The sequence below is a fragment of the Okeania sp. SIO2F4 genome (assembly GCF_010672385.1).
Lineage (GTDB): Bacteria > Cyanobacteriota > Cyanobacteriia > Cyanobacteriales > Microcoleaceae > Trichodesmium.
This window is the reverse complement of the sequence record NZ_JAAHGT010000304.1, coordinates 1-3396: the sequence shown is the minus strand read 5'-3', so window position 1 is coordinate 3396 and position 3396 is coordinate 1. Positions and strand designations below refer to the sequence as shown.

General features: G+C 33.5%; 3 protein-coding genes. 1 reads left to right on the top strand and 2 read right to left on the bottom strand.

The annotated features are described in order from the left end of the window. Both F6K22_RS19325 and F6K22_RS19320 read right to left on the bottom strand, forming a co-directional pair. Positions 1-2203 (bottom strand): dynamin family protein (locus tag F6K22_RS19325; protein WP_293101300.1); only part of this gene is annotated, 2203 nt, incomplete at its 3' end. Beyond that, positions 2193-2720, bottom strand: a complete 528-nt coding sequence (locus tag F6K22_RS19320) for a BAR domain-containing protein (RefSeq protein ID WP_293101298.1) — start codon at positions 2718-2720, stop codon at positions 2193-2195. The genes F6K22_RS19325 and F6K22_RS19320, both read right to left, overlap by 11 nt. A 295-nt stretch (positions 2721-3015) precedes the next feature. Here F6K22_RS19320 and F6K22_RS19315 point away from each other — a divergent pair, with 295 nt between their 5' ends. Continuing rightward, positions 3016-3150, top strand: coding sequence for a hypothetical protein (locus F6K22_RS19315; RefSeq protein WP_293101295.1), 135 nt, complete (start codon positions 3016-3018; stop codon positions 3148-3150). The last annotated feature ends 246 nt before the right edge of the window (positions 3151-3396 follow it).

Genomic DNA, 3396 nt, shown 5'->3' with positions numbered 1-3396 from the left:
TTTGTTCTATATATTTGATTCTCTCCAGAATTTTATCCACCTTCTCATCAATCATTCCTTCAAAATTGAGATGAGGAATAATAATCGGATTAATGTTTAACTCTATTCGCAAAGATTCGCCCAGGTAGGTAGAAAGTTGATTAGATATTACTTGAATTTTTGTTTGTATTTCTGTTGCTAAATTTTCCCGAATTGTGGTTCCTTCCCGAATCATTTTATCTTGCACATCTACCCACAAATTCTGAATATGAGGGGAGCAGTATTCATTGACTGTTTTTATCAACTTTTCAGCATCTTTCTCTTCCTTAAATCGGACTTTATAAAAATTTTTTGACTCCTGTTGCTTGACTTGATTGAAAAAATTATCGAATCTTTTAAAAATTGCTTTGAGTAAACCACCCTTTGACTTAGTTTGTTCCTCAGATTTTGACTTGTCAGATATTGAATTAGCCAACTGTTCAATTTCTGTTTTTATCTGCTCTTTAGCATCCGTAGCAAATAATTGTAATTCTTGCCCAAACCTTTCAATTAATTTTTTTTCCTGTTGCTTAACTAACTTTTTTACTTCTAAAACCTGCTGATTAGCATTATCAGCTTTTTCCGCATATTCTTGAACGTTTTGTTTCAGAGTTTCCAGTTCAATTTCCCATCCTTGAATTTGAGTATTGAAACTATCCTCAATCCCGTTAACTACTTTTTCCAGCCTTGCCAAAACATCCTCTAAAAGATTCACTCCAGAATTTTGAGTAATAGTCTGAATTACCATTTTTTCTATTTCTGGAATTCCACTACCTATTAATGCTTGAGAAGCAATTTTATGAGCAGGTGGTGTAATTAAATAACCATCTTCATTTTTTTGAGAATATTGGGAACTGAAGAACTTTTGAAAATCCTCAATTTGACCTGCGGTTGCTTTACCACTATTAATTAATTTGGCTAAAAGTCCCTGTCGAGAACTAGCAGGATAAATTTCTGGATTAGAAAAACCAAAACTACTTAACTCTCCTTTTAATTCATTAATAACTTCAGGAATTTCTCGGTCTCTTTCTCCTTTTAAATCAACTTTGTTCAGGATAAAGTAAACCTTACCTGCATTTTTAGATAGTATTTCCTGACGATTTTCTACAACTTCCTTGAATAAGTCAGAAACAGCATTATCTTTGTAGGAAGTGTAATCTAGAATAAATAGAATTGCGTTACAAGTTCGCAAAGCTTCTAATGCAGTTTGCTTTAATTTTACAGTATTAAAATTAGCCGACTCCCACTCATTCGGACCGGGAGTGTCGAGTAGAGAAAAACCTGCTAATGAGGGAATTTGACTAATAGCTTCTATGGGATGTTCCACTTCAAATCTGATTGTTTTATCGGGATTATTTTTTTCCCGAATTTCTCTGGTACGTTCTAAAAATTTCTGTTGAATTTCTCCTGCACTTCCTGCAACTAAAATTACAGGTTGATCCTTAAGTTCGCGATATTCTAAAAGTCTGGGAGTTGCCCCATGAGAAATATGTTTAATATCGGTTCGACAAATAGTACAAGCTGCATTTTCACTAGCTAAAATATCCGCCCCAATTACAGCATTAAGAAATGTACTTTTACCAGCTTTCATAGCTGCGACTACTGCTACTTGATACTTTTGCTCTTGCAAATTTTGTAGAGTTTGAACGAGATTATTTTCAACAGCTTCTAATCCTTGAGTCTTATCTCCCTCTGTGAGTTTACCCCGCCGAAATTCTTGCAGGAATTGTAAAATTTTACTTCCAGTTTGATTAATTCTGTTGTGTAGTTGTTGAAAATTTTGAGAGAACATATTTTGATAATTTTGGTTCATGGTAGGTGGTTGTTGATAATTTAATTCTAGGGGTTGATGATTAGGTGAAACGATTTTCTGCAGCGGTTCAAATTCTTGATGCCAAATCAAAGATTTCGTAATTTCATCTTGAGCATAAATCTTGACTTTGCTGATTAATTTGAGTTGCAAATGCTCAATAATTTGCCTAATTCGCTGAATAAGTTTGTCTGGGGTAGGAATTTTTTTCCCTTTAACAATAACTTCTAAAACTCCCTGATTGAAAAAACTTTTGGTTTTCATTCCATCAGTTATAAGTAAGTAGTCTAGCATCTCCCTAACTGCTTCAGCATTTCCTTGTTTTGCCAGTTCTATGACTTTTGCAGAATCGGAAGTTAGATAATTATTTTCCATTGAATCTTCTCCTAGAATTTATGTCAAAACGAGAGGAAATAAATTGTTGATTCTGGGAATTAACAAGCTGTTGCTGTTGAATCGCCAAAACTTTATTTCGAGCATAATAATAACTGGAAATAAGAATTAATTCTTCGTTGACTTCACAGAGAACTTCGTTAGTAACATCTACTGCTTCTCGAAAACTTTGTAAAGCAGGAATTGAAGGTTCTCTATCAATATCTGCCATTAGTAAAATTAGATGTTGCTGTAATCTTAACGCCAAACGTAGACAATCTTTCTCCACTTCGTCTAAAGCTTTTTGTCGGATTAAATCTTGAATTTGCTTTTGACTTTTATCAGCTAATTCATAATATCTTTGCTCCAATGCTGCATATTTTTCAGATAATTCATTAGCAATTTTGCGGTGATATTTTGCTGCTTGTCTATCTTTTTCTCCTACTGCATGAGTAGTAAAAGCTCCTGCAATAGCTCCTACTGCTAAACCTAATGCGCCAATAATAAAAGGTAAAACCATAAATTAACTCCTGGAAAAATTATTCTTGTTTGTAGTTGCGCTTTAGCGCCAAATTTAGAAAATGTTGGGTTTTGTTCCTCAACCAAACCTGCATAATTTAAGGATAATTGTAGGTTGGGTAGAACGAAGTGAAACACAACAAAAACATTGAGAAGCAATAATATTATGTTGGGTTTTGTTCCTCAATCAAAACTAAATAATTTAAGGATAATTGTAGGTTGGGTAGAACGAAGTAAAACACAACAAAAACATTGGAAAATATTTGGTTTTTTCCCTCTACATAATTTGAATATTTTTGAGTTTAGATGCACCAAAAATCCCAGAAAAAAATAACGATATTATGTTGGGTTTTGTTCCTCAACCAAACCTGCATAATTTAAGGATAATTGTAGGTTGGGTAGAACGAAGTGAAACTCAACAAAAACATTGAGAATAATATTATGTTGGGTTTCGTTCCTCAACCAAACCTACATAATTTAAGGATAATTGTAGGTTGGGTAGAACGAAGTGAAACTCAACAAAAACATTGAGAATAATATTATGTTGGGTTTCGTTCCTCTACATAATTTGAATATTTTTGAGTTTAGATGCACCAAAAATTCCAGAAAAAAAATAATGATATTATGTTGGGTTTTTCTGCTGGAAATGCTCCGCAAACGTCCCTCAACCCAACCTA